General features: G+C 63.4%; 23 protein-coding genes. 9 read left to right on the top strand and 14 right to left on the bottom strand.

The window, feature by feature from the left end:
* The first annotated feature begins 117 nt into the window (after nt 1–117).
* Nucleotides 118–804, top strand: a complete 687-nt coding sequence (locus HRU71_14880) for a zinc metallopeptidase (protein ID QOJ04691.1) — start codon at nt 118–120, stop codon at nt 802–804.
* A 3-nt stretch (nt 805–807) separates the two neighbouring features.
* On the opposite strand, the gene HRU71_14875 is transcribed toward HRU71_14880, so the two are convergent.
* The gene (locus HRU71_14875; GenBank protein QOJ04690.1) at nt 808–2,034 is read right to left on the bottom strand and encodes a HEAT repeat domain-containing protein; all 1,227 of its coding nucleotides are present in this window, start codon (nt 2,032–2,034) and stop codon (nt 808–810) included.
* Nucleotides 2,035–2,197: 163 nt separating this feature from the next.
* Here HRU71_14875 and HRU71_14870 point away from each other — a divergent pair, with 163 nt between their 5' ends.
* Together HRU71_14870 and HRU71_14865 are read left to right on the top strand one after the other, a co-directional pair.
* Entirely contained in the window at nt 2,198–4,378 is a 2,181-nt protein-coding gene (locus tag HRU71_14870; GenBank protein ID QOJ04689.1) for a fused MFS/spermidine synthase, read from the top strand.
* Between the two features lie 139 nt (nt 4,379–4,517).
* Nucleotides 4,518–5,177 (top strand): cyclase family protein, encoded by a 660-nt coding sequence (locus tag HRU71_14865; GenBank protein ID QOJ04688.1) that lies wholly within the window; start codon nt 4,518–4,520, stop codon nt 5,175–5,177.
* A gap of 6 nt (nt 5,178–5,183) precedes the next feature.
* Here HRU71_14865 and HRU71_14860 read toward each other — a convergent pair whose 3' ends face one another.
* From HRU71_14860 to HRU71_14825, 8 genes are all read right to left on the bottom strand, one after another.
* Nucleotides 5,184–5,642 (bottom strand): hypothetical protein, encoded by a 459-nt coding sequence (locus tag HRU71_14860; protein QOJ04687.1) that lies wholly within the window; start codon nt 5,640–5,642, stop codon nt 5,184–5,186.
* A 475-nt stretch (nt 5,643–6,117) separates the two neighbouring features.
* Nucleotides 6,118–6,945 carry a PilZ domain-containing protein gene (locus HRU71_14855; GenBank protein QOJ04686.1) on the bottom strand — a complete coding sequence of 276 codons (828 nt, stop codon included), beginning with the start codon at nt 6,943–6,945 and terminating at the stop codon, nt 6,118–6,120.
* A complete protein-coding gene (locus HRU71_14850) occupies nt 6,942–7,658 on the bottom strand; it encodes a PilZ domain-containing protein (GenBank protein QOJ04685.1) in 717 nt (238 codons plus the stop codon). Before HRU71_14850 ends, HRU71_14855 begins: the two co-directional genes overlap by 4 nt.
* A 177-nt stretch (nt 7,659–7,835) precedes the next feature.
* Nucleotides 7,836–9,200 carry a GTPase HflX gene (gene hflX, locus HRU71_14845; GenBank protein ID QOJ05035.1) on the bottom strand — a complete coding sequence of 455 codons (1,365 nt, stop codon included), beginning with the start codon at nt 9,198–9,200 and terminating at the stop codon, nt 7,836–7,838.
* 166 nt (nt 9,201–9,366) lie between these two features.
* Complete coding sequence (locus tag HRU71_14840) at nt 9,367–11,436, bottom strand: FG-GAP repeat protein (GenBank protein QOJ05034.1); 2,070 nt, start codon at nt 11,434–11,436, stop codon at nt 9,367–9,369.
* Nucleotides 11,437–11,635: 199 nt separating this feature from the next.
* Nucleotides 11,636–11,908 (bottom strand): hypothetical protein, encoded by a 273-nt coding sequence (locus HRU71_14835; protein ID QOJ04684.1) that lies wholly within the window; start codon nt 11,906–11,908, stop codon nt 11,636–11,638.
* A 15-nt stretch (nt 11,909–11,923) separates the two neighbouring features.
* Entirely contained in the window at nt 11,924–12,244 is a 321-nt protein-coding gene (locus HRU71_14830) for a hypothetical protein (GenBank protein ID QOJ04683.1), read from the bottom strand.
* 279 nt (nt 12,245–12,523) lie between these two features.
* Nucleotides 12,524–13,879 carry a glycine--tRNA ligase gene (locus HRU71_14825; protein ID QOJ05033.1) on the bottom strand — a complete coding sequence of 452 codons (1,356 nt, stop codon included), beginning with the start codon at nt 13,877–13,879 and terminating at the stop codon, nt 12,524–12,526.
* Nucleotides 13,880–14,106: 227 nt separating this feature from the next.
* Here HRU71_14825 and HRU71_14820 point away from each other — a divergent pair, with 227 nt between their 5' ends.
* Nucleotides 14,107–15,768: a tetratricopeptide repeat protein gene (locus tag HRU71_14820; GenBank protein QOJ04682.1), complete on the top strand. Its 1,662-nt coding sequence runs from the start codon at nt 14,107–14,109 to the stop codon at nt 15,766–15,768.
* Nucleotides 15,769–16,126: 358 nt separating this feature from the next.
* Here the strand turns inward: HRU71_14820 and HRU71_14815 are convergent, their stop codons facing one another.
* Nucleotides 16,127–16,669, bottom strand: a complete 543-nt coding sequence (locus HRU71_14815) for a transcriptional repressor (protein QOJ04681.1) — start codon at nt 16,667–16,669, stop codon at nt 16,127–16,129.
* 125 nt (nt 16,670–16,794) lie between these two features.
* Between HRU71_14815 and HRU71_14810 the strand changes: the two genes are divergently transcribed.
* Complete coding sequence (locus tag HRU71_14810; GenBank protein QOJ04680.1) at nt 16,795–17,412, top strand: 4Fe-4S dicluster domain-containing protein; 618 nt, start codon at nt 16,795–16,797, stop codon at nt 17,410–17,412.
* A 100-nt stretch (nt 17,413–17,512) separates the two neighbouring features.
* Nucleotides 17,513–19,006, top strand: coding sequence for a choice-of-anchor B family protein (locus tag HRU71_14805; protein ID QOJ04679.1), 1,494 nt, complete (start codon nt 17,513–17,515; stop codon nt 19,004–19,006).
* 7 nt (nt 19,007–19,013) lie between these two features.
* Here the strand turns inward: HRU71_14805 and HRU71_14800 are convergent, their stop codons facing one another.
* The 4 genes from HRU71_14800 to selD form a co-directional block, all read right to left on the bottom strand.
* Nucleotides 19,014–19,355: a hypothetical protein gene (locus tag HRU71_14800; protein ID QOJ04678.1), complete on the bottom strand. Its 342-nt coding sequence runs from the start codon at nt 19,353–19,355 to the stop codon at nt 19,014–19,016.
* Between the two features lie 75 nt (nt 19,356–19,430).
* Nucleotides 19,431–21,491 (bottom strand): SRPBCC domain-containing protein, encoded by a 2,061-nt coding sequence (locus HRU71_14795; protein QOJ04677.1) that lies wholly within the window; start codon nt 21,489–21,491, stop codon nt 19,431–19,433.
* Between the two features lie 32 nt (nt 21,492–21,523).
* The gene (locus HRU71_14790; protein ID QOJ04676.1) at nt 21,524–22,153 is read right to left on the bottom strand and encodes a TetR/AcrR family transcriptional regulator; all 630 of its coding nucleotides are present in this window, start codon (nt 22,151–22,153) and stop codon (nt 21,524–21,526) included.
* A 179-nt stretch (nt 22,154–22,332) separates the two neighbouring features.
* Nucleotides 22,333–23,382 (bottom strand): selenide, water dikinase SelD, encoded by a 1,050-nt coding sequence (gene selD, locus HRU71_14785; protein QOJ04675.1) that lies wholly within the window; start codon nt 23,380–23,382, stop codon nt 22,333–22,335.
* Nucleotides 23,383–23,546: 164 nt separating this feature from the next.
* Here selD and HRU71_14780 point away from each other — a divergent pair, with 164 nt between their 5' ends.
* The 3 genes from HRU71_14780 to dgt all read left to right on the top strand — a co-directional run bounded on the left by HRU71_14780 (nt 23,547) and on the right by dgt (nt 26,045).
* Nucleotides 23,547–24,233, top strand: a complete 687-nt coding sequence (locus tag HRU71_14780; protein ID QOJ04674.1) for a YceH family protein — start codon at nt 23,547–23,549, stop codon at nt 24,231–24,233.
* Between the two features lie 69 nt (nt 24,234–24,302).
* On the top strand, nt 24,303–24,833 hold the full coding sequence (locus HRU71_14775; protein QOJ04673.1) for an HIT domain-containing protein: 531 nt from the start codon (nt 24,303–24,305) through the stop codon (nt 24,831–24,833).
* A 6-nt stretch (nt 24,834–24,839) separates the two neighbouring features.
* Complete coding sequence (gene dgt / locus HRU71_14770; protein ID QOJ04672.1) at nt 24,840–26,045, top strand: dNTP triphosphohydrolase; 1,206 nt, start codon at nt 24,840–24,842, stop codon at nt 26,043–26,045.
* Nucleotides 26,046–26,126 lie beyond the last annotated feature (81 nt).

The raw sequence follows: 26,126 nt of genomic DNA, 5'->3' as shown, positions 1-26,126 counted from the left end.
AACGGGATTATAAAATCGCCTGAAACTTCAACTCCCGCCCTGGCGTATCCACGCTAGAATCCGCCGAATTGAGATTAATTGATGTGACCCGGATTTGGTGTTTGCGAGGTATTGACCATGTTCTTTGACCCGATGTACCTGATCTTCATGGCCCCGGCCATCCTGCTGGCCCTCTGGGCGCAGGTCCGCGTCAAGTCCGCCTTTCATCACGGCAACCAGTATCAGCCACGAAGCGGCCTGTCCGGCGCCGAGACGGCCCAGCGCATCCTCGATACGTATCAGCTTCACGATGTCACGATCGAGCCGGTGAACTCCTTTCTCGGCGATCATTACGACCCGCGAAACAAGGTGCTGCGGCTAAGCCCGGATGTTTACAACGGTCGCACGTTGTCCGCCCTGGGCATCGCCGCGCACGAAGTAGGCCATGCGATCCAGCATGCCCATTCCTACGGGCCGCTTGCCGTGCGGAACAGCCTCGTTCCGGTCGCGGCCGTCGGGACGAATCTCGCGTGGATTTTCATCATCGCGGGTCTGGCGCTGGCACCGTTCCGGGCACTGGCGATTGTCGGCCTGGCGCTGTTCGCGGCCGGCGTGCTGTTTTCGATCATCACGCTGCCGGTGGAGTACGACGCATCCAAGCGCGCCCGCGCGATTCTCCTGAACAACGGCATGGTCACTACGGATGAAGATCGCGTGGTCGGGAAGGTGCTGAACGCCGCCGCGCTGACGTACGTCGCCGCAGCCATCGGCGCCCTGCTGCAACTGGCGTACTGGGCACTGATCGTGTTCGGCCGCCGTAACTGATCCTTACGCGCCATGATCATCGGCCCATTTCAACCACGCCGCCGCGTCGAAGCCCAGGTTCTGCCCGGTGATCTCGATGAGCGCTTCCTGCACTTCGGTGCGGTGAATCGAGATCACCTGGTACTCGTATTCCGAAACGGTGCCGATGATCGACCCCGGACCCATTGCCCAAATGCACGATGGTTTATACAAAACCGGGAAACCGCCGAGGCGATAGCGCTGCCAGTTCGAGTACGCTCCGTAGAGGCTGTCCAGCGAGACCCAGCGTGATACGCGCACCAGCCCGACCGTCTCCGTCGACAACACCGGGGTGAGATCACGCACCGCTGATTTCGCTTTCAAGATGCCCAGGGCGCTGGCGGCGTTACGGAGAATCGCCTCTTCATCGCTGCGCAGCGCAGATCGAAGTTCCACGACAATGCGATCATCCTTCCGCGGTTTCAGCGCGCGAGCCGCTGCGCCGCGCACCTCTTTCGACGGGTCCAGCAGCGCGATCGCGACGAGATTCATCGTCGCCTCATCCACGTCGAACTGCGCCAGGGCCTCAACCAGGAGCCGCCGGGCCGCGAGGTGCCCGCCGCTTAACACCGACGTGATCCCCGGAATCGCCAGCGGGTCGCGGATCTCCAGAATCTGACGCCGCCCGTCAGCAAACGCCTTGCTCCGTTCGCCGCCGGCCTTTTCCGAGAGCCGCCCGCGATAAATCGCCTTCACCTTTACGGTGTATTCGGTGACTTTCTCCTGAATGCGTCGCTCATCGGATTGCGCCCGGCGTCGTTCAGTTCGTTCCGCTTCCGACCGGGCTCCGCTTGATTTCGGTTTGATCCAGTTGCCGCCTTCCTGAACAAACCCCAGTCGCCGTCGCGCGTCGGCATGATTGACCTCGAGCGCGATCACGCGCTCCAAATGGCGCCGCTCTTCCGCTCGAAGGCCGATCTCGCGGCACCAATTGGCCAGCGCAAGCTGGTCTTTGACGGTTTCCTCGCATTTTTTTGCGCGCTTTTCGTACCGCACCCAGGGCGGGTCGCCCTTCTCGATTCGAACGACGCGGTCCTTCTCAATGTCGCTGACGCCGCTCACGGTGCGAATGCGCAGCGTCTCGCCGAGGTCTTCGACCACGGTTCCGTCCAGCTTGCCGCCCTCGCGCAAATGGAACACGTCCCCCCGCGCCGCCGCGGCGGCACCGAGATACGCCGCAATCACCCATGCCATTTTCTTTAAGGGAATCACGATCCTGCTCCCGACCCGGCCTCGCCACGGAATTATACACCCGCGATCACCGCCGCCCGTCGGAACCCAAGCAATTGCCCGAACGCCACGGGGAAGGTCTAATAGGGCCGTGGCGCCAAGTCGCGCGCCCCCTTTGTCATCCCGCCGGAGCAGACCTGAAACCATGAACGCCCCCGCTTCGCAGCCTTCGCCCGGCACGACGCCGAATTCGCAGCCGAATGCGCTGCAAACCGATGCCGGCGTGCCGTCCGGCTCCATCATCGGCCCCTGCGCCATCGCCTTCATCGCCAGCGCCGCCGTCATGATCGTCGAATTGCTCGCCTTTCGACTCATCGCGCGCTACCTCGGCAGTTCCAACTACACGACCACGGCCATCATCGGGGTCGTGTTGGGAGGCTTGGCCATCGGCAATTTCATCGGCGGTGGCCTGGCCGACCGCTTTCGCGACGGGCGCATGCTCGCGCTGCTGTTCGTGTTGTCGTCGGCCGGTTGCTTCGCCGTGCCGGTGCTGAACAAACTGGTGGGCGATTGGTCGGCGCTGTGGTTCTTGAGCTGGCCGCGGCGGATCGCCACGCACGTGACATTGGTATTCTCGCTGCCCGCGATCCTGCTCGGAACCATCGGCCCGGTCGTGGCGCGGATGGCGCTGCTCCGGAGCGACCGGGTCGGTCGAACGGTCGGCGCGGTCTATGCGTGCGGGGCGCTGGGCAGCATCATCGGCACTTTTGCTTGCGGATTCTATCTGATCCCATACTTCGGGAATTACGCCGTCATTCAGGCGGTCGGCGCGGGGCTTTCCGTCATGGCCATTGTTTGCGCTCGCACGTATTGGGCGACGCACGTCTGGACCGCCGCGGCGGCCGTCCTCGTGCTGGTCGGCGCAGGACCCTGGGCCTGGGCGAAGGAAATCGGGTCCGACCTCGGATTGCGCGAGCGCATCACGCCGTTTGTCATGTTCGATGCCGACAGTGAATACGGCCATGTACGCGTCGAGGTCAACCCGGATCATCCGACGCGTCGCATCATGGTTCTCGACAAACTGGAACACAGCTACCTCGACACGGCGCGGCCCGACGTGCTTCAGTACGGCTACGAAAACGTGTATGCAGCGGTGACCGATCACGTCGCCGCCGGGCGCGACGCGATTCGCGCGCTCGTCCTGGGCGGCGGCGGCTACACGCATCCCCGGCACATTCTCCGCGTGCGGCCGCGGAGCACCGTCGAAGTCGTGGAGATCGACCCGGTTGTCACTCGTGCGGCGATGGCGGCATTCGACCTGTCGCCGCAACCCGGGTTGACGATCGTCCATCTTGATGCCCGTCAGCACGTGGCGGATCTGGTTCGACGGCAAACGGCTGGCGAGGCGCTCGCGCCATTTGATTTTGTGTTTCTCGATGCAGTCAACGATTTCAACGTGCCGTTCCACCTGACGACCGCGGAGTTCCAGTCCTCGGTGGCGAAGCTGCTGGGGGACGAAGGCGTCTTCCTCATGACGTTGATTGATATTTACGAGGTCGGCGGGTTTCTTGGGTCCACGCTGCGCACGATGAAGAACTCGTTCTCCCATGTGACGTGTTTCTACGCCGGGTACGAGAGCGAGGCCTTTCAGCCCGGCGAGCGCTACACGTTCATCGTTGTGGCCTCGCAGCGTGATCTGAAGCTTGGGGATCTGGAGGCGGACCCGCGCCATCGTGCCATCGCGCAACAGCAGTTGACCCGTGAGCAGATCGAGGCGGTCATGAAGGCTCCGCTCACGACCGTCCTGACCGACGACCACGCCCCGGTGGAGTTCCTCCTGATGCACGTCGTGGAACGGACCGGCCGCGCCGCATGGAACGAAGCGGCGATGCGTTTCTACAATCGCGGCAATACAGAATACGCGTTGAAGCGTTATGATCGCGCCATTGAAAGTTACCGACGGGCCATCGAACTTGAACCCGCCATGCATATTGCTCACTTGAATCTCGGCCTTGCTTACAAGGACAGCGGTCGGCTGGACAAGGCGGTGGAAGCGTTTCTGGCCGCCGCGGCGGCGCGGCCCGATCTGCCCGGCCCCGCCATGAACCTCGCGGGCATCTACATGCTGCTCCACGAGTACGAGGCCGCCCGCAGAGCATACGAAAAAGCGATACAACTTGATCCGCAATTCGCCGCGGCGTACAACGGCCTGGGCATGGCGCTGGCGAATCTTGGACGACTGCACGAGGCACGCACGGCGATTCAACGCGCGATCGAGCTGAAACCGGATTATCCCGCTGCCGTACGCAATCTCGCGCAGCTCGATGCCGCGATGGCGTCACCCTCGGATGGGCATGCCCCGGCGACAAGGCCGGCCGGTGATTAGACTGGTTTCAAAAATCCTCTCCCCCTAGGGGGAGAGGTCGGGTGCGGGGAAAAAGTAGTTCAACCGAAAGGATTCACCCTCACCCCGACCCTCTCCCTGAACGGGAGAGGGGGTTTTGAAACAGCTTGTAGGAACCCTCATGCTCTACGACCTCACGCCGCCGATCTCGGCTCAATTGGCTGTCTGGCCGGGCGATACGCCGCCGCGGCGAGAAGTGCTGCTGGACTTGGCGCGGGGCGACAGCGTGACGCTCTCCACACTGCACGCCACGGTGCATCTGGGCGCACACGCCGACGGCCCCAACCATTACGCCGTCAATGGATCGGACATCGCGTCGCGTTCTCTCGGATTTTATCTGGGGCCTTGCCGGGTCGTGCGAACGCTGGCGGCGAAGCGTTCACGCGTGGAACTGGCTGACATCGCCTCGCAACTTGATCCGACGGATGAATCCGGTGCCGGTGATCGTCGGCCGTTGCCACCGCGCGTGCTGATCGCGACCGGCACCTCGCCGGATCCGATTCACTTCTGTGAGGATTTTGCCGGGCTGGACCCCGATCTCGTCGACGCGCTGGCCGCGCGCGGCGTCATCACGATCGGCATCGACACTCCGAGCGTCGATCTGTTTGAATCGAAAGACCTTCCCGCGCACCAGGCGTTCCATCGAAACGACATGGCGATTCTGGAAGGACTGGACCTGCATGCGGTCCCGGAGGGCGATTATGAACTGATCGCGCTGCCTCTGCCGCTGATGGGATTCGACGCCAGCCCGGTGCGGGCCATTCTGCGAACGCTGGATTGAAGCGAACTAATTGCCCGATGAGCCCGTCACGCGCTCGACCGCCTGCGTCGTCGCGGTTTTGACCTTTTCAATGGCTTGCGTGGCGGCCGCCTTGACCTTCTCCGCCGCCTGCGTGGTGGCCGTCCGGACACGCTCGGCGGCCTGGGTCGCCGCGACTTTCGCTTGCTCAACATAGGGCCGGGCCTCGTCGCGCAGCTCGGCTGCTTCATCGCGAACCGACTGCGCGGCTTCCTGCATCTTCTCGCGGCCGGTCTCGATCAGCGGCTCCACGCGCCGGGCCGCATCGTGTGCCGCCTGCGTGGCAGCGATGCGCGCCGCCTCGGCCTTCTGCGTCGCCGCGGCCCGCGCGGCGTCGGCCTTCTTTTTCGCGTCCTCGCGCGTCGCGGGATCGCAGCCGAATGGTGCGGCCAATATGACACTTGCCGCGAGCACGTACAACGCTCGGCACTGGTTGGTTCGATTCAAGGTTTGCCTCCCCGATCCCGATCGGATCGCCCGGAGAGATTGTATTTGCAGCAATTCGTCCAGGCCAAAGACGCCTGGCGCGTGCCTGGTTGCCGATAACCCCATGAAAATGAACACGTTACAACGGCCGGCGCGAGCAGCTCGAACCGCGGTTCATATTTCTGTCCATCGCAAGTCAACGGCGTTGCAGCCACCCGGCACGAACCTTGAACAACGCAACTCTGCGCAACTTGAGTGACGAGGCGGGAGCGATAACTGCGCTCGTTCGGCGCAGCGATTGCTCGCGCCGACGCAAATGTTGCGCGATGCAGACGCACTGAAAGCTTGCATGGAATTCGACGAATCCGGTGCCGATATATATCGCGAGGCTGTGGGTCTTCCGCTGTTAGGCGGGACAGCCTGGCTTGGAGGATCCGAGTAACGGCGAGCTCGGATCCTCTTTTTTTGCGCGCCGACGTTTTGCGCGCCGCGCGGATCAGGCGAACCAGTTGCCCCGCGTCGCAAACCGACGAATGTCTCCTATAAACGCGTTGACGTCCGCGAGCGTCGAGCAGCCGGGCCGCTCCCGCTCCAGCCCGAGAAACTGAACGCCGAGACCCAGCCGGTCGTCGCCGGTGATCACGCAATGTCGATATTGCCCTTCGATCAGCAACGGGGCGCTACCGGGCCTTGGCGTGATTTCGACCCCGACGTTCTCACCGACCGTCAAACGCGGGTTGTGTTCCTTGCGAATATCAATCAGGATTCCGCCGAGCGAAATGTTCCCCACGCGACCGGAGCAGCTCGGCCCCACCGAATGCTCTTTCGACGGCAACCCGCCCTGCCACAATCGCACCGCCACGAACTGATCCGGCGGCAGCGTGATGCGCTGATACGAACGGCGTTGCAGTTCCTTCACATCCCGCGGCGCTCGGAGCACGAGCATCTTCGCCGCGCGGCCATCCTCACTTCCCTCGGTCTCCTGAAGCACGACGACACGTGTCACAAACACGCACTTCTTATGGCCGCGGCGGAACGTCATGCCCACGAGCTGGCCGGCCGAGACCTGCAAACCCGGGGGGGCCACCACGATCGCGTCGCGGCCGTCGCCGGTCGCCGGCGTCAGTTCGAGCTTCAGCAGCTTTTCGTTCGCATCAAACTCCACCAGATGCGTCCGGATATTCTGCCAGCAGCCGTCCTGCTCGAGCGAGACCGTGACCGGAACGCGCTTCGACGCAGCCCAGACCAGAACCGACTCGATCGGAGAGCCATCCGAAGGACCGGTTTGCGCGGCGTCCGGGATTGTTTGCGGAGCGTGATTCATGTCAGTGCCTCTGCCTCGCTTGAAGCCCGGACCGCTGGCCCCGGGTTGAGGATTTTTCGCAAATCCGCCAGTTGAGCCACGGAGTCGAACACCCGCGCGAATTGCAGACCGAGGATGAATCCCCCGTCACTGGCGGGCGTTTTGTTCATCACAATGGAGTCGAGTTCGAATTCCCGTGTGCTGTCTCGCATTCGAAAGCGAGCCTTCACAGCGCCTTGAACTTCGATCGCGGACGCCGCCAGTTTGTCCACGCGACAGGCCAATCCATCCACCGAAATGTTCAACAGCGCCGCGCTGTGCCGCTCGCGTGATCCGCAGTGCGTCCACTCCAAGGCCACCCGCGCCGATGGCGCCAGCTTCGCGCGCCAGAAGCGCCGCCGGTCGATCACGGTCAATTCCGCCGGCCGCACGAGTGCCAGCGCCTGGCTCGCCCCCCAGATCGGGGCCGATTGCACCGTCGTCGTGAAGTGATAGCGCTGGTCGCTGAACAGCTCGACGTGGATTGACTTGCCGATCAGCTCCGCCGACTTGATCGCCGGCTTGCCGGTGATTTCCATCAGCACCGTTGACGCATCCGCAGTCAGCAAAAAGCCATTCACCGTGACATCAGACCGCTCGGGGACGTTGATCACCGCCTGGGCGTGATAGAGAACGGCTTGCTCCAGTGCATGCTGACTGGCCTGGGCGTCCAGTCGAATAGTCTGCTTCATCATGACGAGTCTCCATCCGCCAGCCGCGAGTGCCGGCCCCACCGGGCCGCCCGCCCGACGGGTCGCGCGCCAATACGCTTCCAGATCGGTCGATCTGGATGGAGACTCCATGTTTAAGGCGTGCGTGGTACCGGAAATAACGAATCGTTTTCAGAATGATGCCACGTTACTCGCAGCAGATTAGGCGTCGACCGCCGAATCGGTTCCAGCGGGGCCGGCCGAGGAAGAATCAACCACTGACGCCCCCATTTTGACAACGCGAGCCACCTCCCCGCGCGGCAATCGGACGTCCAGGCGGACGCGGCCGTCGACGTACTCGCGTCCGAGAACGTGGCCGTGCTGGCTTAGGTAAGAGATGAGCCGACCGTTGGCGCTGCTGCTTTCGAGCCACAATCGAACGAATCGGTCTCGCATCACGGCCAGGACGCGGCCAGACAACTCGGGCAGTCCCGCACCGGATCGAGCCGAAATCTCCGCGGCATCAGGCAGTTGCGCTCGCAAAAGTGCCAGTTCACCGGCATCATCCAGGGCGTCGATCTTGTTCAACACGATGATCGCCGGAATCGTGTCACATTCCAGCTCGCCAAGGACCGATCGAACCGCCTCGTATTGCTGGATTGCGTCATGGGCCGACGCGTCGACGACGTGGAGCAGGAGATCGGAGTGGATCGTCTCTTCGAGCGTCGCGCGGAAGGACGCGACGAGCTGGTGAGGCAGATCGCGAACAAAACCGACCGTGTCCGAAAGAAGCGCGAGTTGCCCGCCGCCGAGGTTCCATCGCCGCGTGCGCGTATCGAGCGTGGCGAAAAGTTTGTCAGCAACATACGTCTCGGCGCCGGTGAGGGCGTTCATCAGCGTGCTTTTGCCCGCATTGGTGTAGCCGACGAGGCTGACAGTGAAATAATCCCCGCGAGCCCTGACCTCGCGCACCCGGCGCTGGTCTATGTGGGCCAGCTGGTTGCGCAGAAACGTGACGCGTTTCTGTACGATGCGCCGGTCGATCTCGATCTGGCGCTCGCCAGGCCCGCGCGTGCCGATCGCCCCGACCGCCCCGGCCGTCGTGCCGCCGCCCGCGCCGGCGATGCGTTCCAGGTGCGTCCACATGCCACGCAGACGCGGAGACGTGTACTCGAGCTGCGCCAGTTCCACCTGCAACCGGGCCGTGGCGGTGCGCGCCCGGCTGGCGAAGATGTCGAGAATCAACTCGGTGCGATCGATCACCCGCCGCTTGCAAGCCTTGTCCAATTCGCGAATCTGCGACGGCGTCAGCTCATTGTCAAAGATAATGACGTCCGCGCCCTTCTCATCGGCGTAGGCCGCCAATTCTTCTACCTTGCCGCTGCCGATGTACGTCGCCGGGTCGATTCGGCCGCGCTTCTGAATCGTCCGGCCGACGACCTGTGCCCCGGCCGCTTCTGCCAGAGAGGCAAGCTCGGCCAACGGGTCGTAACGCGTTCCGCGCGGCGCGTCGCCCGGAAGGATCAGGCCGACAAGCACGGCCCGTTCCGCGACGACGCCCAGATCGATTCTTTTTCGTTCCTTCAGGTGGCACCTCTGTTTGCGAGTCAGCCTTCATTATACGATTGGACAGCCCTCGCTCAAAAAGAGCACGCCGCCCCAGGTGGTTCTCCTCTGGCGGCGTGTCAATTCACCAGACTATCAGCAGTCAGGCCGAGCAGGGCGTAACAGAGCGGGACAGGCGATCAGCGTATCATCGCGGTAATGGACGAGCGCGCCGACGACGACGCATGCCGACCAGAAACAAGCCCACGAGCGGCATCATCGTGCCCATTCCCGGGCCGCAGGTCACGCCACAGGCCTCTGGACTGGAAGCGAGTGCCGGCTCGTTGTCGTTGCAGTTCGAATTGCCGTTGTTGTTCTGATTCTCGTTCCCGTTGGTGTTGCCGTCATCATCGTCCAGACAATCCGGCGTGCCATCGCCGTCCGTGTCGGTGTCGGGCGTACCGCAGCCGCAAGTGCCCGGCGCGATCTTGTCGGGATCGTTCGGACAGAGATCGATGCTGAAGCAGTCGGGGACACCGTCGTTGTTGGCGTCGGTGTCAGGAATGCCGCAACCACAGGCACCGGGGTTGGTCTTGTCGGGATCGTTCGGACAGAGGTCGTCGCAATCCGCCGTGCCATCGCCGTCGCTGTCGGTATCGGGATTGCCGCAGCCGCACTGGCCCGGGGCAATCTTGGCAGGATCATTCGGGCAGTCGTCGAGCAAGTCGGGCGTGCCGTCGCCGTCGCTGTCCGGCCCCAAGCCGGTGAAGACGTAGGCCGCCCCCGAATCCGCGGCGCTGTTGTCGACCTCGCTGCCGTTCACGCCCGTGGCGCTGCTGTCCTCGAGCCGCGCCCCGACCACCACCGTGTCCCCGCTGACGGCCACGGACCAGCCGAACCTGTCGCTCGCCCCAGTGTTGGAGGCCTTCAGATAGGCCTGCTGGCTCCAGACGCCGTTGCCGTCGCGCACGAAGACGTAGGCCGCGCCGGAGTCGGCGGCGCTGTTGTCGGCTCCGTTGCCGTTCACGCCCGTAGCGCTGCTGTCGTCGCCCTGTGCCCCGACCACCACGGTGCCGCCGCTGACCGCCACCGAGAACCCGAACCCGTCGCCCACTTCGGTGTTGGAGGCCTTCAGATACGCCTGCTGGCTCCAGACGCCGTTGCCGTCGCGCACGAAGACGTAGGCCGCGCCGGAATCCGCGGCGCTGTTGTCGGCTCCGTTGCCGTTCACGCCCGTAGCGCTGCTGTCCTCGCCCGGTGCCCCGACTACCACGTTGTCGCCGCTGACCGCCACCGACCAGCCGAACTGGTCGTTCGCCCCGGTGTTGGAGGCCTTCAGATAGGCCTGCTGGCTCCAGACGCCGTTGCCGTCGCGGACGAAGACGTAGGCCGCGCCGGAGTCGATCGCGCTGTTGTCGGCTCCGTTGCCGTTCACGCCGGTGGCGCTGCTGTCCTCGAAAGGCGCCCCGACCACCACGGTGCCGCCGCTGACAGCCACCGAGTTGCCGAACCCGTCACCCCCGGTGTTGGAGGCCTTCAGATAGGCCTGCTGGCTCCAGACGCCGTTGCCGTCGCGGACGAAGACGTAGGCCGCGCCGGCAGCGGTGGCGCTGTTGTCGGCTCCGTTGCCGTTCACGCCGGTTGCGCTGCTGGCCTCGAATAGCGCCCCGACTACCACCGTGTCGCCGTCGACGGCCACCGAGAGGCCGAACCAGTCGTTCGCCCCGGTATTGGAGGCCTTCAGATAGGCCTGCTGGCTCCAGACGCCGTTGCCGTCGCGGACGAAGACGTAGGCCGCGCCGGAGTTGCTGGCGCTGTTGTCGGCCTGGTTGCCGTTCACGCCGGTGGCGCTGCTGTCCTCCCGGAACGCCCCGACCACCACCGTGTCGCCGCTGACGGCCACCGAGTAGCCGAACTGGTCGTTCGCCCCGGTGTTGGAGGCCTTCAGATAGGCCTGCTGGCTCCAGACCCCGCCGCTGCGGACGAAGACGTAGGCCGCGCCGGAGTCGCCGGCGCCGTTGTCGGCTCCGTTGCCGTTCACGCCCGTAGCGCTGCTGTCCTCCCGGTACGCCCCGACCACCACCGCGTCGCCGCTGACCGCCACCGACTGGCCGAACTGGTCGTCCGCCCCGGTGTTGGAGGCCTTCAGATACGCCTGCTGGGCGATCGGGTCGATGGTCAGCGGATAGACCGCGTTTGCATCATCAACGATCAGCCGAAGCCCATGTCGATCAACCGAGCCGCGCGCGTGAGCAAGCGGGTTCGAATCAACCGACATCTCATCGCCGGCTGCCTCGAACCACGCAGGGACGATCCTGCCGGCGGCATCGAAGACCGTCAGCCCCACGTAGGTCACCACCGCCGCGCCGGATTGATCGACAAACGTCACATTCCGACCGTCCCCGCTCACCCGCGGACGCAGGTCGCCACGCACCGCCAAGGTGAATGTCAATGGCTCCTCCAAAGAGCCGCGGGCTTCAGCCCGCGCGCGCAGCCATGCGCGCGGACGCCTCGACTCGAGATACCTCCGGCCGCCGGTGCACCGTGTAGCCGTGCTCCAGACCGCGCCGGTCATTCACGTACCACTCGGTCGCCGCGTCGTCCCACTGATACGACACGCGCCCGCCAGCGGCCTCGACGCAGGCCGGCGGTCCGTACCGCGACCCTATGCAAGCGGCCTCTTCATGTTCGCGCGACGGGAACGCGGGTTCACGAATCGAACCCGCTTGCTCACGCGCGGCTCGGATCATTCGCCCGGCCGTAGCTCACCAGCTCCAGCCCCCACGACCACTCACCGGAATCAGGCGCGGTGAGAAAGCCGCGGCCGTCGAGCGCGTGATCCACTGCTGGCCGGGGTTGCGGGCCTGCCAGCCACCCGCGATCGGGAAGGCCGCATGGCGATTGGCCTCATACACCGCGCGGATGCTCGACCAGTCGGAGGCGCTTAGCCCGTCGGGCACGCGGTCATCAAATGGCCCGGATTCGGCCGGACCGCTCGCCGCGCGGGCGGCGGCTGTCATCAGAAGGGGAAGGGTCAGGTAAACAACGATGGACAGACGGATAGACAGGATGCGTCCGCGTCGCATGGCACTCCTCCGCGGAATAGCAGAGACCATCGGGCGACGCGAAGATGGACCATCCAGGATCACGATGCCCGAACGACGCTCTCATGTTATCTGAAGACAGTGGTCGAACTCAAGCGGAAGAAACTTCGTGACAAGCCCCGGAATCAATGCCGGTCGAAACCGCCGGGGGGACGTGGCCAGAGCCGATCCCTGCTTCGGCTCCGGAGGGATTGCGGTGATGTGCCGCCGGGCGACCCGTCCGCGCGACGACCACCCTGATACGAACACCGTTGCGGTGTTTCACTTGGATGCCCCGGTAAGCTGATCCGCCAGAAACTCTACCACGCGCGATTTGTCGATCCGCTCCTGCCTGCCCGTATCCCGATCGCGCACCGTCACCGTGCCGTCTTCCTTGGTCTGGCCGTCGACGGTGAAGCAATACGGCGTGCCGGCTTCGTCCATCCGTGCGTAGCGCTTGCCGATGCTCTGCTTCGAGTCGTACTGCGCCGGCCAGCGCTTGCGAATCTCACGGAACAGCGGCTCGGCGATCTCCGGCAGACCGTCCTTGTTCACCAGCGGAAAGACCGCCGCCTTGATCGGCGCCAGGCGCGGATGAAACTTCATCAGTTCCGGCGAGGGGCGCGATTCGTCCACCGTGTACGCCTCGCAGATGAACGCGAGCGTGCTGCGGTCGGCTCCGGCGGACGGCTCGATCACCGTCGGCGTGAAGCGCTCCTTGGTCTCGTCGTCGAAGTAGGTCATGTCCTTGCCGCTGTGGGTCTGGTGCTGCGTGAGGTCGAAGCAGCCGCGATGGGCGACGCCCTCCAGCTCCTGCGGCTCGTCGGCGAAGGGGAAGTAATACTCAATATCGGTGCAGGCCTTGCTGTAGTGAGCCAGTTCTTTTTCGTCCTGGTTGCGCGGTTTGAGATTCTCGCCGGCGAGACCCAGCGACTTGTACCAGTTGATCCGCACGTCGCGCCACCACTCCCACCATTTCATCGCGTCCTTTTCGTGGCAGAAGAATTCGATCTCCATTTGTTCGAACTCGCGGCTGCGAAAGGTATAATTCCGCGGGTTGATCTCGTTTCGAAAGGCCTTGCCGACCTGGGCGATGCCGAAGGGAATCTTCACGCGCGTGGAATCGCAGACGTTCTTGAAGTTGGCGAAGATGCCCTGGGCGGTCTCGGGGCGAAGCCAGACTTTGTTGGCGTCGTCTTTGATCGCGCCGGCATGAGATTCAAACATCAGATTGAATTGACGAGCCTCAGTCAGTTGGCACTTGTCGTGCTTTCCCGGACATTTGCTTGGTTTGAGCGGGCATTGCGATTCGCTGATTTGATCGGCCCGAAAACGCCCCTTGCACCCTTCGGTCTTGCAATCAATCATCGGATCCGCGAACCCCGTCGCGTGGCCGCTGGCTTCCCACACCTTCGGGTTCATGATGATCGAGCAGTCGACGCCGACCATGCTGATCTCGCGGCCGTCGGGGCCGACGGGTGGGTGCTGGACCATGTCGTTCCACCAGGCGTCCTTGATGTTTCGTTTCAACTCGACGCCAAGGGGGCCGTAATCCCAGAAGCCGTTGATGCCGCCGTAGATTTCGGAGGATTGAAAAATAAACCCGCGCCGCTTGCAGAGGGCGACGATCTTTTCCATTTTGGCTGTGTCTTTGGGCATTGCAATTCCCTGGGCTGCGTGACTCGACCGCTTCTCGCCTCACGAGGTTTCGTTCCTCGGCGCTTCCGGATGGTCGCGGCGCTGAAACGCGGCAGTATATCGGTGATCCGAAGGATTCGGCTACACGCGAACCGCGGACTGGTTTCGCACGCATCGCATGAGGGATACAATGACGCGGGCGCATTCGATTCGAAGGAGAAATTGTCATGACCCGCGTCATATTGGTCGCGACGTTAACCTTGTTCACCCTCCTCCCCGGCTGCATCCAGCCCGCCGCGCAGCCGCCGCGCGAAGACATCGCCGTGCTGTTCGACGGAATGGGTGATCACGAGCGACCCGTCACGACGACCTCGCCCAGCGCGCAGCGATACTTCAACCAGGGCCTCACCTGGGCCTACGCCTTCAACCACGACGAAGCGATTCGCTCGTTCAAAACGGCCGCTCGCCTCGACCCGGACTGCGCCATGGCGCACTGGGGCGTCGCGCTCTGCAACGGCCCGCACATCAACAACATGATCGTCACGCCGCAGCGCGAGAAAACCGCCGTCGAAGCGGTGAAGCGCGCCCAGGCGCTGCGCGACAAGGCCAGCCTCGTCGAGCGCGCGCTGATCGACGCGGTCGCCACGCGCTACGCCGATCCGCAACCGGCCGACCGCAAGCCGCTCGACGAAGCCTACGCCGCGGCCATGCAGAGAGTCTGGCAGGCGTATCCGAACGACGTCGATGTCGGCTCGCTGTACGCCGAAGCGTTGATGGATTTGCAGCCGTGGGATCTTTGGAACAAGGACGGCTCGCCGAAAGGCCGCGTGACGGAGATCATTGAGGTGCTCGACGCGGTGCTGGCGATTTCGCCGAATCACCCCGGGGCGCTGCATTTGTACATCCACGCGCTGGAGGGGTCGCCGACGCCGGAAAAGGCCGTCGCCGCGGCGGATCGGCTTCGCGACCGGGTGCCGCAATCAGGTCACTTGCAGCACATGCCGTCACACATTGACGTGCAGGTCGGCAACTGGACGAAGGCGGCGGATCAGAACGAGCGGGCGATCGTGGCGGACACGACCTATCGCGCGATCATGCCGACGCAGGGACTGTATGCCGGTTACATGGCACACAACGCGCATTTCCTGATGTTCGCGTGCATGATGGAAGGTCGGCGTGAGCGAGCCGTCAGCGCGGCCCGCGAGATGCTGGCCAGGATTCCGCCGGGCTTCATTCGCGACATGCCGCAGTTCGCCGATCCGTACATGGGCGCGGCGATCGACGCGCTCAAACGGTTCGGCCTGTGGGATGACATTCTCCGCGAGCCGCCGCCGCCAGCCGGGCTGCCGATCAGCAAGGCGATGTGGCACTTCTCGCGCGGCGTGGCCTATGCGGCCAAACATCAGCTTGGCCCGGCCGCCGTCGAGCAGTCCGCCTTTCGCGCCGCGGCGAAGCGCGTGCCGCCCGATGCGCTGATGGGCGCGAACAAAGGCGTAACGATCATGAAGATCGCCGATCACGTGCTGGCCGGCGAGATCGCCTTCGCGCGCGGCGAAATCGATGCGGCCGTTCGCGAGTTGCGCGAGGCGGTGACGATTGAAGATACGCTGCTCTACACCGAGCCGCCGGATTGGATTCAGCCGGTGCGGCATACGCTTGGCGCGGTGCTGGTGAGCGCCGGGCGCCACGACGAAGCGGAGAAGGTTTATCGCGAGGATCTGGAGCACTGGCCGGAAAACGGCTGGTCGCTGTTCGGTCTCGGCAAATGTCTTCGTTCCCGCGGAGCAACGGACGAAGCATCCAGGATCGAGGCGCGACTGGCGAAGGCATGGGCACGGGCCGACACGAAGATCGGCGCGAGCTGCCTGTGCGTCCGCGAATCGAATTGATCGCGCTCGTTGACCTTTGTCGACACGACATATTCGGTCGTTGCAACCGTCCAACATTCGCGTTGAATGAACGCAACACCCCTGCGTAACCGCGCCAAGGCCGATCAACTTCCGCAACCCATCTGCCACTTCACAATTCGCTGCTGCGACGCCACTTGCGCGGTCGGCCCGCGCCGCGGCCCATCGGCAACGTCATGGCACTCCGCCCTTTGCACTATCCCCCTCTTGAGTGAGGCCGGCGCAATCCGCCCATAACCGGCGGCGCGGCGAGCGGGGGGATGAAGGATGGTCGTCGTCGTGGCGGATCTCGTCACTGCATTTGTTCGCCGGCGGGCGAAGATCATCATTCTGACGATCCTCACTTACGCCGCTTTGTGTTAGTCCGCTGCGGTTTGGCCGAGCCGCGCGGGCCGACGATCGTCTGTGCTCGCAGGCCGATCGGGCAGCTTTTCACACACGCCTCACACAGCCCCGTGATTTGAAAGCGATGCGCCAGCGCGTGAAAACGATGCTGCGCCGCCAGCGCTGCGCGGAGCCGCACCACGTCGGCCGCGCCGAACTCGATAATGCGCCCGCACCGCCGACAGACCATGTGGTCGTGCGGATCCTGGCCGTAGGTGTGTTCGTAGTGAACCTGCTTATTTGAGAAATGCACCTCTTTCACGATTCCGCAGGCGACGAGCAGCTTGAGCGTTCGATAGACCGTCGCCTTGCCGACGCGGGAATCTTTCTGGCGCATGTCGAGCAACAATTGCTCGGCCTCGAAGTGCTCGTCGTTTTGCATGACGGCACGGAGGATGTCCTGCCGCTCGTCGGTGTATTTCAGGCCGCGATCTCGCAGGAACTCGCGAAAGACGTTCTCGGCGGTGGCGATGGTCTCGGCGTCGGCCGGCTGGGCCATGACGATGCTCCATTGACGTTGGTTTGCAAGGTAATCTAGCGGATGCGAATGAAGAAAACCAAGCGCGGAACAAGTCGTCAGAACGCATTTGCACGGGAACGCATGCCGGCGCGTACAATAACAAAATGCCCGAACCGCTCGACAACCTCCCGCCGCAGGATCGCCGCGGATTTTTCGCCGAGAGCCTCCGCCGCCTGATGCGCCCGCTGGCCGACGCCATCGAAAAACGCCTGCCGGAGTCCTTCATCGCTCCGGTCCTGCTTCGTCCGCCCGGCGCGCTGCCCGAAATTGAGTTTCTCGACACCTGTCATCGATGCGGCCGCTGCGCCGAGAGCTGCCCGGCCGACGCGATCACGCTCTCGGTCAGCATCGACGACCGTGTGCGCGGCACGCCGATCGTGACACCGGTGCGCCAAGCCTGCGTTGTCTGCGACGAACTGGCCTGCATGAAGGTCTGCCCCAGCGGCGCGCTGAAGCTGGTGGATCGCTTTGCCATTCGCATGGGCCTCGCACGCGTCGATCACGCCGTGTGCGTCCGCACCAGCGGCCAACCCTGCGTTGAGTGCCTCTACAAGTGCCCGCTCGGTGCCACCGCCATTCGACTCGACAAGTCCGGCCGCGTCGAGGTCATCGACCCCGACGCCGCAGGGAATCACGGCCGCGGATGCATCGGCTGCGGAATTTGTGAGCAGTATTGCCCGACGACGCCGTCGAAGGCGATCGTGATTATCCCTTCCGGGTAGCTAAATCGCGGAGTTTTGCGCACGATCTCGGCGCGGCGATCTGGTATAATCACTCCGTGGGTGGTCATCCCCGGTGGAAACTCAACTGGAGGAACGTGGAGTGCGTTCAAGGCAAGGTCGAATCGTCGTTGCATGGCTGGCGGCCGTGCTTTATTTATCTTTTTGTAGTTATTTGACACCGTCCGTCGCGCTCGCCGGCGGCGACGGCGGCTGTCCGCGCGGCGGATGCGGATGCGGTTCCTCTTGCGGCTGTCTGTACTTCTGCGGCTGCGGCACGGGCACCGAAGAGCCGGTCTACGAAGGCCCGGCCTGGACCGCGGGCGGCAGCAAGCCGCAGCTTCAGGGATTCGACTCGCTAAACGTGCAACTTTTGAGCTGGTTTCCGGTGACGACCTTCGACGCGGCCTTCACCTCGGCGAACACGTGCGAAGGATACGTGTCCAAGTCCGGCCGAGAGTACGCCATCATCGGCCTGTCGGGCGGCACGGGCTTTGTCGAGGTGACCGATCCGGCCAACGCGCAAATCGTCACCGTCGTGCCGGACTGCGCATCGTGCGCCGCCAGTTCGTGGCGCGACATCAAGGTGTACGACCAATACGCCTACGTCGTCAGCGAGGCGACCAACACCGGGCTGGAAGTGTACGATTTGTCGCAGATTGATGACGGTATAGTGACATTCGTCACGCGCGTCAACACGCCCGGCTCCTCGCGCACGCACACGCTCGAAATCAATCAGGCCAGCGGATACGCCTATCGCTGCGGCGGCGGCAGCACCCTCGGTCTTCGCATCTACAGCCTCGCCAACCCCGCTGCGCCCGCGTTCGTCACGACGGCCGTTTCCGGTCGATACTTCCACGAATGCCAGGCCGTGACGTACACCAGCGGCCCTTACGCCGGCAAGGAGATCGTCTTCGGGTTCACCGAGAACAGCTCCAGCGGCGGAGCGGCCGGCCTGACGATTCTCGACGTCACCGACAAGCAGAACATCATCACCCTGACCGCGAATTATCAATACAACGGGCCGTCGTTCTCCCACCAGGGCTGGGTCTCGGAGGACAAACAGTATCTTTATCTGAACGATGAAACCGACGGCAACCCCGCCACGCGCATCATCAGCATCAGCAATCTCTCGGCACCGGTACAGGTCGGCTCCTTCTCCAGCGGTCTGCCGGCAGTCGATCACAATCTCTACGTGAAGGGGCGCTACATCTTTGAGTCGAATTATCGCAGCGGCCTGCGCATCTTCGACGCGATCAACCCGACCGCGCCGATCCATGTCGCCTTCTTCGACACCTACGACGCAAACGACAACGCGGGCTTCAACGGCTTGTGGGACAATTACCCCTTCCTGCCCAGCGGGATCGTCCTCGGCAGCGACATCGAGCGCGGCCTCTTCATCTGGTGCTTCGGCAAGGCCGGCGACATGAACAACGACCTGCGCGTGGATGACGAAGACGTCAACCTTTTTGTCGACGCCATGCTGAACAACCCCGTCTCAACGTCACAGTGCAGCGGGCCGGACCTGAACGGCGACGGCGAAGTAAACGGCCTGGATGTCGAGGGTTTCAAGACCGCGTACGTCGCCGGGCCGTGACGATTGGTCAACCCGCGGTCGCGACCTTGCGGCCGCCTAGCGCGAACGTGGCGATTCCGCCGATGCCGCCCGCCACGGCGGAACCGGCCGTGCCGAAACCGAGTACGGCTGCGTCGGTATCACCCAAGATGACGGACACGGCGATGCCGAGGATCGCGCAGAGTCCGCCGACCAGCGCACCACCGCCGAAGGCGTTTCCTTTCGATGCCGCGCCCTTCGCAGCCCACACCGCCGCGACCGCGAGCGAGATCAGCATCCCGCCGATGGCGAAGACATTGTTCTTAATGAACTCGCTATAATGCCCCGCGACGACCATCGCAATCTGAGCCATCGTGCCGACGGCGGTCATGGGGACCATGGACTTGTTTCGGGCGTTCATGGTTGAATCCTGCCTTTCCGGTAAGTGTGCATCCAACAACTGCGTTCAATTCGCGCCGGGAGAATTCCGACGCGACGATAAGGTCACGCGCTCCTGCACGCGCTTCGCCAGCGAAATGCTGTCGAGAATACGTACGGTCCCATCCACGAATGACGCACACAGTCGCGTCCCATCCGGACAGAAATCCACGTCGTAAGCCGACTCGGGCGAGCGGATGAGCATCGCGGCCTGCACCCCCGTTGCGACATCCCACAATCGCACCGTCTGGTCATACGACGCCGAGGCCAGCCGTTGGCCATCGCGTGAAAAACTCAATCCGTACACCTCGCGATCGCGCGGCGCGGCATCCAGCCACCGCCGAACCGATGCCGCCGCGACATGGGCCAGATAGGACTCGAACTGCGGGTCGAGACTCGCGCCGACATCGGTCGCGGCATTCGAATCCGGATCGCCTTCCTCCGGTTCCGGCCGCGGATTGCCCGCCCCGCCCGCCTTGCGGGACTTCGCAAACTTCGCCTGCAACTGTTTGACGGTCCAGTCGTTGCCTTTGTCAAAAAACGCTCGCAGCTTCCGGGAGTCTTCATCGTCGCCGTAACCCATGCCGCAAACCGTCACGCGCGTCCGGTCGCCATCAACCGGCTCGAAATGAACGACCGTCCACATGTGCTTTACGGCCGCCTTGAAGGGAAAATTGGCCGGCGGCTTGCCGACCTTGATCGAAAGCATCCGGTTCGGTTCGTAACTCAAGATGATGTTCTCAATGGTGTTCTCGTCGCCGATCACACCGTCCGGGCTGTAGTGCGTGCGCATCCTGCCGCCGACGCGCAAGTCAATCTCCGCGTGCGCGACCATCCACGACTCCATGCCCTCCTTGGTCGTGAAGGCCTTCCAGACTTCTTCCACCGGCGCATCGATGATCGCCGAATGACGGAGGATGTTGCCCGCTTTCTCATCGCCTGCCGCGGTCACGTCGGCGCGAGGCGCGCTCGACTGCTGCGCGCTAGCGGAATCGCCTGCTGGTCCGGCATCGCCCAACGCCTTCGCGACCATCTTCAGGAATACGGGATTGTTCTTCAGAAAGTACTCATACGCGTCGTCCCATTCCTTCTCACCGGCTCGCCAGCCGACGACCGTGAGTCGCAACTTCGTTTTCGAGTCTCCCACCGGCTCAAAATAAAACGCTCCCCACGTGCCTTCTTTCTGCACCGTCGGGAATTTCGGCGGCGCACTGCCGCGCGTCGATAACACCGCGTGCGGCACATACGCGAGGACCTTGTTAGGCGACTTCGGCCAGAATGCCCATGCTCCGCCCGGCTTCAATTCAACCAGCGGATCTTGGCCGCCCAGTCGCTTGAGGCCGTCGGTTGTGGCGAGAACTTTCCACACTTCTTCCACCGGCGCAGCGATTTCGAGTTCAAAGCATTGTTTCTTCTCCCGCCCCTCGACTGACGTAACTTTCACAGCTCCGTCCTGCCACGTCTTGAGCGGCGGCACGTCATCCGGGCGGTCATCGGTCGCATCCTCTGCTTCAAGATGTTCCTTCAGATTCTTCAGCACCATCCCCCAGGCTGCGTTGAAATACTCATATCCGGCGTCCCAGTCCTTTCCCTTCTTCCATCCGACCTGATCGAGAATCACCCGGGTTCTGCCGGCCTTCTCCGTTAAGAATTGAAGCACGACAAACGTCTTCTCATGGGCGTTGCGCAGGGCCGACACCTTCGGCGGAAAGTTCCACTCGAACGCCAACAGCTCGTTGGGGATGAAGCTCAACAGCTTGCAGCCCTCCGATCCGCGGCCGCCGGACTCGTCAGGCTCCTTCATGCCCATGTAACACTCGTACGCTCCTCCGATGCGCATTTCGATTTTCGAATCGGGCGAGAAGAATCTGGCCATCTCGACCGAGTCCGTCCAGCATTCCCAAATCCGGCTGACCGGCGCGTCGATCACGATCTCCTTGTGCAGGACGCGCTGCTGCGGCGCATCATCGCCACCCGCAAGTGACGGGGCGGTCTGCGCCCACATCGCCAACGCCGCGACCCACGCGGCAACGGAAGCAACGTTCTTCGTCCTGCGAACAACTCCTGTGTCATACGTCCTGCTGTCCATCTCATTCTCCAGTCTTCGCGCGCCGGAGGCGCCTACCCCTCGCCGCGCACTTGTTTCTCCTGTCGGGCCTGTGCTTGCAACCGGTTCAGATAGTCCTCGAATTGTGCCACTGATGCGTCATAGTACCGAATGTCGCGATGCGACCGCGCCTGCATGATGCCCCCTTCCATGACCGTGAGAGCAAATCGCGCCAGCGCCGCGCGATCCACGTCCGCAGGAAGCCGGTCGCCCGCCTCCACGAGGCACTTCTCCAGGGCCGCGCACCAGTTCGTGAAGTTCTGCGCGATCTTCTCTCGAACCACCGGCCCCGCCCCCGCGCCCAGCTCCAGCGCGAGATTGCCGATCGGGCAGCCCAGATTGAAATCCGTCATCAGAAGCATCTCGCGATACCCCTTCAACACCGCCACCACGCGGCCGATCGGATCGGTTGTCGACGCAAACGGCCCGTCCATGACACCGGGGTAAAGCATCTCGAGGTACCAATCGAGCACCGCCGAGAGCAGTTCTTCCTTCGATGCGAAGAAGTGATACAGGCTCCCCGCGCCCACGCCCGACGCTTTGAGGATTTCCGCCAAGCCGGTCGCGTGATAGCCGCGCTCATGGAACAGTGCTCGAGCAGTTTCAACGATCTTCTTCCGTGTGTTTCGTTTCTCGCCTGCCATTTTGTTGAACACTCAACAAAGTAATCGAAACAGGCGAACCCCGTCAATATCAAAATCCGATATTTTCATAAGTCGCTTACCAGAATTGGCTTACGGCTAAAGCCTTCCGTGCTGACGACTTCGCCGGTTGTCCTTTGTGCAGCCTTTTCGGGCCACTCCCTTCGTCCGCACGCACCGAGCTATGGTCGCAAATTCAGAACTGTAACCGACTTGGGATGAACCTCGCCGACGGCCGCCGGCGATGCCACGCCTTCATTTCGCAATTCAGTTAAAACACGCTCCGCATCGTGCGCAGGGATCGACAGCAGCAATCCGCCCGAGGTCTGCGCATCGGCGAGCACTTTCTCCAGCACACCGTCCACCCCCTCGTTCGCATACCCCGTACCCAGGCTCTCCAGCGTCTGCTTCCATGCCCGCGTGACCACGCCCGCCTCCGCCAACTCGCGCGCCCGCTTCATCAGCGGCACGCGCGACGCAGACAGCTCAACTGTCACGCTCGACGCCTCGGCCAGTTCAAACGCATGCCCGATCAATCCGAACCCCGTGATGTCCGTCACAGCATGCGCGCCGACGCGCACTGCCACCCGCGACGCGGCGGCGTTCAATTCCGTCATCACCGTGATCGCCTCGGCGAATTCGTCCTGCGAAATCTTCTCATTCTTCGCCGCGCTGGCCAGGATCCCCGATCCGATCGGCTTCGTCAGAATCAGCACGTCGCCCGGTCGTGCCCCGCGATTGGTCAGCACTTGCTCGGGATGCACCGTCCCCGTCACCGCCAAGCCGTACTTGATCTCTGCGTCCCGCACGGAATGGCCGCCGAGGATCACCGCGCCGGCCTCCGCGACCTTGCTCGCCCCGCCCGCAAGAATGGCGTCGAGAATCTCAAGCGGAACATCTTTATCCGGAAACCCCACGATGTTGAGGCACGTGATCGGCGTCGCGCCCATCGCGTAGCAATCCGACAGACTGTTGGCTGCCGCGATCTGACCGAAGGTGTACGGATCATCCACCAGCGGCGGGAAGAAATCCGTTGTCTGCACGATGGCGAGATCGGCGCGCAATCGGTACACGCCCGCGTCGGAAAAATGCTCGGGTCCGATCAGCAGGTCGGGGTGCGACGTGGCCGGCAATTCGCGCAGCACCTGCGCGAGCACTCCCCGCGGGAGCTTGCCCGCTCAACCCGCGCAATTAGCGTAGGCCGTCAAACGTATTTGTCTCGATGGCGTCATGGGTGCGATGCGGTTCGCTCTGCATCGGCGTCTCCTGCGACCCCGTTTCAACGGGCGCGCTGTCATTCTATCCGAGCGGGACCGCGCGTGTGACGGCGCTTTTTCAACGCCCGCGCGACCGGTTATCGTAGTGGAAACCGACTTGCTGACGGAGACCCGCTCGCATGGCTGTCACCCTCACACCGCAGGAAGCCCGCGTGCTGGGCGTGCTGATCGAGAAGTCGCTCGCCCTGCCCGAGTATTACCCCATGACGATCAACGCCATCACGGCGGCCTGCAATCAGAAGAACAATCGCGATCCGATCACGCACTATACCGAGGCCGATGTATCCACCGCGCTGCACGGCCTGACGCGATGGCAGCTCGTTTCGCAAGCGCCGCCCGATCGCAACTCGCGCGTCAACCGATTCATCCACGAAGTCGAGAAACGCTTCGGCTGGTCCACGCCGCAGCGGGCGATCATGGCGGAATTATTTCTGCGCGGGCCGCAGACCGCTGGCGAGCTGCGCGCCAATGCCTCGCGCATGTTCCGGCTGGAGGCCCTTGACTACGTCAACGAACTGCTCACCGAATTACAAACAAGCGACCCGCCGTTTGTGGCCGTCCTGCCGCGGCAGCCGGGTCAGTCTGCGATTCGCCACGGGCATTTGTTGTGCGGCGAGGATTCGATCGCCGTGAGTGCGGTCGTCGAGGAAGCGGTCGATTCCGCGCCAATGGCTCGAACAACAAGCTCCCATGCGTCGCCGTTGAGCGAAATCGAATCCCTGCGGAGCGGCTTGCAGCAAATCAAAGCGGAAGTACAGGCGCTGCGCGACGAAATCGAAGCACTCAAGGCGCGACGCATTGAGTGACCGGCCGAACAACCATTCGAGCACACCCCCTTCGACCCGCCGGTCCCAAGCCGTTATTCTTTACCGATCATGAGCGAGTTCGCCGACAACCTCTGGGCGCCCTGGCGAATGCAGTACATCGAGTCGCTAAAAGACGGCGATGCAGCATCCGAGTGCTTCCTCTGCGACTACGCCGCCCGGCCCGAGGCGGACGACACCCATCACGTCATCTGGCGCACAACCGACACGATGGCATTGCTCAATCGCTTTCCCTACACCAACGGCCACCTGCTCATCGCGCCGCTGGAACACCGCGCGGAGCTGACCGATCTGTCCGATGATTTGCTCGCCGCGCTCTTCCGGACCACGCGCGACGCCCAGGCGCTGCTGCGACACGTCATCACGCCGCAGGGATTCAACGTCGGCATCAACTTCGGCCGCTGTGCCGGCGCGGGGCTGCCGGGCCATGTTCACGTCCATGTGATCCCACGCTGGAATGGCGATACGAACTTCATGGCCGTTCTCGGCGATGTCCGCGTCATTCCCGAGGCGCTCGACCGGTTGCTTGTGAAACTCCGCGAGGGGGCAAGGCAACTGGGCCTGCCCAGCGCTAAAAAGTAAACTGCCATGTCTCGCGCAACCGAACAACTCGCTCCATTCGCCGTTGCCGAAGCCGCCTCGCGCGGACGGCAACACCCCGACCCCTTCGCCGGCGGTGACAGCCCCTTCGAATTGGACCGCGCTCGCATCCTCTCCAGTACGGCGTTTCGCCGGCTGATGCACAAAACGCAGGTGTTTGTTACCGGATTGAGCGATCACTTCCGCACGCGGCTCACGCATACGCTCGAAGTCGTCGCGCAATCGCAGCGGCTCGCGCGAGCCATCGGCGCGAACGCCAGGCTGGCTGGCGCGATCGCCCTGGCGCACGACCTGGGCCATCCGCCCTTTGGTCATGCCGGCGAAATCGCGCTGGCGCAGTGCATGGCGGATCACGGCGGCTTTGAACACAACTTGCAATCCCTGCGCGTCGTCGATTACCTCGAACATCCCTACCCGCCCTTTCGCGGATTGAATCTCTCCTACGAACTGCGCGAATCGCTTATCAAGCATCACACGCGGTACGACCATCCCGATCAAGCGGCGCCAGTGAATGATGACGCCGCGCGCGAGCTGCTGGCATCCGGGCCTCGACCGCCGATCGAGGGGCAGATCGCCAACCTCGGCGATGCCATCGCCTACGCACTGCACGACACCGAGGACGCCCTGTTTGACCTCTCCTGGCACGGCGACGGCGGCGACCTGCGCGAAAGCGTCCTATCGTCCGACCAGCTCGTGGCCAGTCCGCTCTGGGCCGAAGCGGCCGAACGCGTGCAGGCGGTGTGGCCCGGCGCGCCGACTCACGCGATTCGCCGGCCGGTGCTGGATGAAATGAACCGCCTGTTGATTGACGACGCGGCGGCGGAATCGCGCCGGCGGATCGAATCGGCGGGAATCGACTCGCCCGATGCCGCACGAACCAGCCCCACCGACTCCGTGGCGTTTTCGTCAGCCATGGAGGCGAAGCTCGATGTCCATCAGAACCTGTTGCGCGACGCGGTCTATCGGCATCCGAGCGTGGCGCGGATGGATGACGAGGCAAGGCGAGTCGTTTCGGAATTGTTCGCGGTATTCGTGAAGGACCCCGCGAAGATGCCCGCGCGGTTTTCCGCGCGCATCGGCGACCAAACGCCCCAGCGCGTGGCCTGTGATTACATCGCCGGAATGACCGACCGCTACTGCCGCGGAGAATACGACCAATGGGTCACGCGCCGCGGCGGTACTCGGCTGGTCTGACCCGGCGAATGTAACAATATTGTCAGGGCCGGGTTGCGGGTCCGCATCCTGTTGGATCCCCCCCTGCCAATTCGTGGTTCA

This window comes from Planctomycetia bacterium (assembly GCA_015200345.1).
GTDB lineage: Bacteria > Planctomycetota > Phycisphaerae > UBA1845 > UTPLA1 > PLA3.
The sequence above is the reverse complement of the archived record's forward strand: the minus strand, read 5'-3'. Positions and strand labels throughout refer to the sequence as shown.

Excerpts from the sequence above, each read along its gene's own strand:
- HRU71_14775 (QOJ04673.1), top strand. The coding sequence starts at position 24,303 with ATGAGCGAGTTCGCCGACAACCTCTGGGCGCCCTGGCGAATGCAGTAC.
- HRU71_14830 (QOJ04683.1), bottom strand. The coding sequence starts at position 12,244 with ATGCGACGCGGACGCATCCTGTCTATCCGTCTGTCCATCGTTGTTTAC.
- HRU71_14790 (QOJ04676.1), bottom strand. The coding sequence starts at position 22,153 with ATGGCAGGCGAGAAACGAAACACACGGAAGAAGATCGTTGAAACTGCT.
- HRU71_14870 (QOJ04689.1), top strand. The coding sequence starts at position 2,198 with ATGAACGCCCCCGCTTCGCAGCCTTCGCCCGGCACGACGCCGAATTCG.
- HRU71_14825 (QOJ05033.1), bottom strand. The coding sequence starts at position 13,879 with ATGGAAAAGATCGTCGCCCTCTGCAAGCGGCGCGGGTTTATTTTTCAA.
- HRU71_14865 (QOJ04688.1), top strand. The coding sequence starts at position 4,518 with ATGCTCTACGACCTCACGCCGCCGATCTCGGCTCAATTGGCTGTCTGG.
- HRU71_14835 (QOJ04684.1), bottom strand. The coding sequence starts at position 11,908 with ATGATCCGAGCCGCGCGTGAGCAAGCGGGTTCGATTCGTGAACCCGCG.
- HRU71_14810 (QOJ04680.1), top strand. The coding sequence starts at position 16,795 with ATGCCCGAACCGCTCGACAACCTCCCGCCGCAGGATCGCCGCGGATTT.
- dgt (QOJ04672.1), top strand. The coding sequence starts at position 24,840 with ATGTCTCGCGCAACCGAACAACTCGCTCCATTCGCCGTTGCCGAAGCC.
- HRU71_14795 (QOJ04677.1), bottom strand. The coding sequence starts at position 21,491 with ATGGACAGCAGGACGTATGACACAGGAGTTGTTCGCAGGACGAAGAAC.
- HRU71_14780 (QOJ04674.1), top strand. The coding sequence starts at position 23,547 with ATGGCTGTCACCCTCACACCGCAGGAAGCCCGCGTGCTGGGCGTGCTG.
- HRU71_14820 (QOJ04682.1), top strand. The coding sequence starts at position 14,107 with ATGACCCGCGTCATATTGGTCGCGACGTTAACCTTGTTCACCCTCCTC.
- HRU71_14855 (QOJ04686.1), bottom strand. The coding sequence starts at position 6,945 with ATGAATCACGCTCCGCAAACAATCCCGGACGCCGCGCAAACCGGTCCT.
- HRU71_14850 (QOJ04685.1), bottom strand. The coding sequence starts at position 7,658 with ATGATGAAGCAGACTATTCGACTGGACGCCCAGGCCAGTCAGCATGCA.
- HRU71_14880 (QOJ04691.1), top strand. The coding sequence starts at position 118 with ATGTTCTTTGACCCGATGTACCTGATCTTCATGGCCCCGGCCATCCTG.
- HRU71_14815 (QOJ04681.1), bottom strand. The coding sequence starts at position 16,669 with ATGGCCCAGCCGGCCGACGCCGAGACCATCGCCACCGCCGAGAACGTC.
- HRU71_14840 (QOJ05034.1), bottom strand. The coding sequence starts at position 11,436 with ATGTCGGTTGATTCGAACCCGCTTGCTCACGCGCGCGGCTCGGTTGAT.
- HRU71_14800 (QOJ04678.1), bottom strand. The coding sequence starts at position 19,355 with ATGACCGCCGTCGGCACGATGGCTCAGATTGCGATGGTCGTCGCGGGG.